General features: G+C 70.2%; 4 protein-coding genes. 2 read left to right on the top strand and 2 right to left on the bottom strand.

Translation table 11 applies throughout. The features are described 5' to 3' along the window. Positions 1–92 precede the first annotated feature (92 nt). Positions 93–1,058: a tryptophan--tRNA ligase gene (gene trpS, locus AB0G02_RS30310; protein WP_360800686.1), complete on the bottom strand. Its 966-nt coding sequence runs from the start codon at positions 1,056–1,058 to the stop codon at positions 93–95. Between the two features lie 193 nt (positions 1,059–1,251). Between trpS and AB0G02_RS30305 the strand changes: the two genes are divergently transcribed. Then, the gene (locus tag AB0G02_RS30305; RefSeq protein WP_360800683.1) at positions 1,252–1,551 is read left to right on the top strand and encodes a YciI family protein; all 300 of its coding nucleotides are present in this window, start codon (positions 1,252–1,254) and stop codon (positions 1,549–1,551) included. A gap of 113 nt (positions 1,552–1,664) precedes the next feature. Here the strand turns inward: AB0G02_RS30305 and AB0G02_RS30300 are convergent, their stop codons facing one another. Continuing rightward, the gene (locus AB0G02_RS30300; protein WP_360800681.1) at positions 1,665–1,859 is read right to left on the bottom strand and encodes a hypothetical protein; all 195 of its coding nucleotides are present in this window, start codon (positions 1,857–1,859) and stop codon (positions 1,665–1,667) included. A gap of 146 nt (positions 1,860–2,005) precedes the next feature. Here AB0G02_RS30300 and typA point away from each other — a divergent pair, with 146 nt between their 5' ends. Beyond that, positions 2,006–3,907: a translational GTPase TypA gene (gene typA / locus AB0G02_RS30295; RefSeq protein WP_360800678.1), complete on the top strand. Its 1,902-nt coding sequence runs from the start codon at positions 2,006–2,008 to the stop codon at positions 3,905–3,907. Positions 3,908–4,183: the final 276 nt, after the last annotated feature.

Below are 4,183 nucleotides of genomic sequence, written 5' to 3'. Positions count from 1 at the left end.
TACCCGCTTGAGGCGCGAGCTTACAAGTCGGGGGTGACGAACGTAGGACTCTCGCGACGTGGACGTAGGACTCTCGGGGTGGGGAAGGCGGTTCAGCCCAGACCGGACATGCGGAGAGCCGCGTCGAGGCGGTGGCGGCAGCGCTCACGGGACCGCTCCGCGCCGTGCGCCCGCGCCCGGTCCAGCTCGGCCGGGTCGTCCAACAACCGCTGCGTCACCTCGCGCACCGGCCGCAGCTCCTCGACCACCGCCTCGGCCGTGACCTCCTTCAACTCCGCGTAGTCCTTCACCGAACCCGCCAGCTCCTCCGGGTCCTTCCCCGAGCACGCCGCCAGGATCTCCAGCAGGTTCGCCACCCCCGGCTGCTCCTCCGGCGCGTAGCGCAGCTCGCCCCGGTCGTCGGTCACCGCACGCCGGATCTTGCGCCGCACCAGGTCGGGCGGGTCGAGCACGAACACCGTGCCCGCCGCGTCCTTCGCCGTCTTCGCCATCTTCCGGGACGGATCGGCCAGGTCGCGGACCCGCGCGGCGGTCGGCGGCACCACCGACCGGGGCATCACGAACACCTCGCCGTACGTGCCGTTAAACCGCCGCGCCAGCACGCGCGCCAGCTCCACGTGCTGCCGCTGGTCGTCACCCACCGGCACCTCGTGCGCGCCCTGCAGCAGGATGTCGGCCGCCATCAGCACCGGGTAGGTGAGCAGGCTCAACCGGACCGACGACCGGCCCGCCGACTTCTCCTTGAACTGGATCATCCGCGCGGCCTCGCCGTACGTGCAGGTGCACTCCAGCACCCACGTCAGCGCGCCCAGCTCGCGGACCAGGTCGGACTGCACCGCCACCGACCTCGGGTCGACGCCGGCGGCGATGAGCACCGCCAACTGCTCCCGGGTCAGCGACCGCAGCCGTGACGGGTTGTGCGAGGACGTCATCGCGTGCAGGTCGCTGATGAAGTAGACGTCCTCCTCGGTGCCCTCGGCGGCCCACCGCCGGATCGCGCCGAGGTAGTTGCCCAGCTGGACGGGGCCGGACGGGGTGATCGCGGACAGCCTGATCATGGTGATCCCTTCGGGGTGTGCCCGCTCGACGTGGCCCCCGAAAGCACGCAGGCCGCCCCGGCGGGCGGCCTGCGTTCGTCTGACGCGCAGTTCTCAGGGCCGCCTGAAGGCGGACCACCAGAACGGGTAAAAAGTGCGCATAGCCGCGATTCTAGCGTGTTACCCCGGTGTGTCGCGGGTCTACATTTCTTCTATGTACGTCGTGCTGCTGGAGTACACCGCGCCGCTGGACGAGGTCGACTACACCCTCCCGGACCACGTGGAGTGGCTGAGCAGGCAGTACGAGGCCGGGTACTTCCTGGCCTCGGGCCGCCAGGTGCCCCGCGTGGGCGGTGTGATCATCGCCCGGCCGATGCCGCGCGGGAAGCTGGACGCGCTGCTGGCCACCGACCCGTTCGCGATCCGCAAGCTGGCGAAGTACCAGGTGGTCGAGTTCCAGGCCACCCGGACGGCGCCCGAGCTGGCGCGGGTCAACGAAGCGGCGATGGGCTAGCCGCCGAACGGCCCCACGTCCACCCGGCACGTGGCCGGGCGGCGGGTGCCCCACGTCCGTGGAAGGACCGTCACACCGCGTCACCGGCGGCAGATGACGTCACACGGCCTCCGTCACGCGGCCTTCTTTTGTTCCTTCTTGCGCTCTTTGAGGGCCTTCAGCTCCTTGCGCTCCTGCTTGGCGGCCTTCTTCGCCGCCTTCTTCTTCGCCTTGAGCAACGCCACCACCGGACAGCTCTTGCACCTCGGGGTCGACCGGCAGCACTTCTTCTTCACCTTGACCTTGCCCACGCGGCGTGCTCCACTCATCCGGGTGTCCTCAGACTAGGTGAGGCTGACCTCACCTGCCGTCCGTGTGTGGTAAGGGCACTCCGACCGGTAAGCTGTAGTCAGGCTGCGCGCGATCCATGTCCGGCGCCTGGCTTTCCTCGCACTGACAGCTCTAGGAGTTCCGCGTGCCCACGGCCACCGCGTCGATCCAGGAAACGCTGGTCCGCAACGACCTGCGCAACGTCGCGATCGTCGCGCACGTTGACCACGGCAAGACCACTCTCGTCGACGCCATGCTCCGCCAGTCCGGCGCCTTCTCCGAGCGAGCCGAGCTCGTCGACCGGGTCATGGACTCGGGCGAGCTGGAGCGCGAGAAGGGCATCACGATCCTCGCGAAGAACACCGCGGTCCGCCGCCACACCCCCGACGGACCGGTCACCATCAACGTGGTCGACACCCCCGGCCACGCCGACTTCGGCGGTGAGGTCGAACGCGGCCTCTCCATGGTCGACGGCGTCGTGCTGCTGGTCGACGCGTCCGAGGGGCCGCTGCCGCAGACCCGGTTCGTGCTGCGCAAGACCCTGGCCGCCGGCCTGCCGGTGATCCTGGTGGTGAACAAGGTCGACCGCCCCGACGCCCGCATCTCCGAGGTCGTCGACGAGGCCCACGACCTGCTGCTCGACCTCGCCACCGAGGTCGGCGCCGACGACTCGGTCCTCGACCTGCCCGTCGTCTACGCCTCCGCGCGTGCCGGCCGGGCGTCGCTGAACCAGCCCGAGGACGGCGGCCTGCCCGACGAGGAGAACCTCGACGTCCTGTTCGAGGTCCTGTTCAAGCACATCCCGGCCCCGCGGGGCGACGCGGACGCGCCGCTGCGCGCGCTGGTCACCAACCTCGACGCGTCGTCGTTCCTCGGCCGCATCGCGCTGTGCCGCATCGAGGCCGGTCGCATCCGCAAGGGCGAGACCGTGGCGTGGTGCCGCGAGGACGGTTCGGTCCAGAAGGTCCGGATCACCGAGCTGCTCATCACCGAGGCGCTGGACCGCGTGCCCGCCGAGCAGGCGCGGGCGGGTGACCTGGTCGCCATCGCCGGCATCCCGGAGATCACCATCGGTGACACGCTGGCCGACGTCGACAACCCCGAGCCGCTGCCGCGGATCACCGTCGACGAGCCCGCGATCTCGATGACGATCGGCGTCAACACCTCGCCCCTGGCCGGTCGCGGCGGCGGCACCAAGCTGACCGCGCGCGTGCTCAAGGCCCGGCTCGACTCGGAGCTGGTCGGCAACGTGTCGGTCCGCGTGCTGCCCACCGAGCGCCCCGACACCTGGGAGGTGCAGGGCCGCGGTGAGCTGGCGCTGGCCATCCTGGTCGAGCAGATGAAGCGCGAGGGCTTCGAGCTGACCGTCGGCAAGCCGCAGGTGGTCACCAAGACCATCGACGGCAAGCTGCACGAGCCGTTCGAGCGGCTGACCGTGGACGCGCCGGAGGAGCACCTCGGCGCCATCACCCAGCTGCTCGCCAACCGCAAGGGCCGGATGGAGAACATGTCCGGCCACGGCAGCGGGCGGATCAAGCTGGAGTACGTCGTGCCGTCGCGCGGCCTCATCGGCTTCCGCACCGAGTTCCTCACCGAGACGCGCGGCACCGGCATCGCGAACGCCGTGTCCGAGGGCTACGGCCCGTGGGCCGGCGAGATCCGGACCAGGCACAACGGTTCGCTGGTCGCTGACCGGTCCGGCCAGATCACCGCGTACGCGATGATCCAGCTGGCCGACCGCGGCACGTTCTTCGTCGAGCCGGGCGCCGAGGCCTACGAGGGCATGGTCGTCGGTGAGAACCCGCGCGCGGAGGACCTGGACGTCAACGTCTGCCGCGAGAAGAAGCTGACGAACATGCGCACGTCGACCGCCGACGTGATGGAGACCCTGGCCCGGCCGCGCCGGCTGTCGCTGGAGGAGGCGCTGGAGTTCTGCGCCCCCGACGAGTGCGTCGAGGTCGCGCCCGAGGTCGTGCGGGTGCGCAAGGTGATCCTGGACGCCAACCAGCGCGGTCGCGAGCGCAGCCGCAACAAGTTGCGCGGCTGAGCCACCGCTCCTTATATATAGGGTGTGCTGACGGGCACCTCGGGCTTCGGCCCGGGGTGCCCTTCCGTTGGTACGGGCAGACGGACGGGCCTCCGACGCCTCGGGTTCGCGGTCACCCGACACGATCGGGTGAACAACGGCCGAACATGTACGGAAACGCCGTTACCGTCCCTCGGTTGGAACATGAGGAAACCGACCGACCGCCCCGACCACTTCGAGCCGGCCGACCACCCCCGTCCCCTGGCGCCACACCCCCGTCACAAAGCCCCCACCCCG

Source organism: Actinosynnema sp. NPDC023658, from assembly GCF_040639995.1.
Classification (GTDB): Bacteria; Actinomycetota; Actinomycetes; order Mycobacteriales; family Pseudonocardiaceae; genus Actinosynnema.
Note: the sequence above shows the minus strand (reverse complement) of the source record. Positions and strands in the feature narration are given on the sequence as shown.

Coding starts and splice junctions, on each gene's coding strand:
- AB0G02_RS30300 (WP_360800681.1), bottom strand. CDS start 1,859: ATGAGTGGAGCACGCCGCGTGGGCAAGGTCAAGGTGAAGAAGAAGTGC.
- AB0G02_RS30305 (WP_360800683.1), top strand. CDS start 1,252: ATGTACGTCGTGCTGCTGGAGTACACCGCGCCGCTGGACGAGGTCGAC.
- trpS (WP_360800686.1), bottom strand. CDS start 1,058: ATGATCAGGCTGTCCGCGATCACCCCGTCCGGCCCCGTCCAGCTGGGC.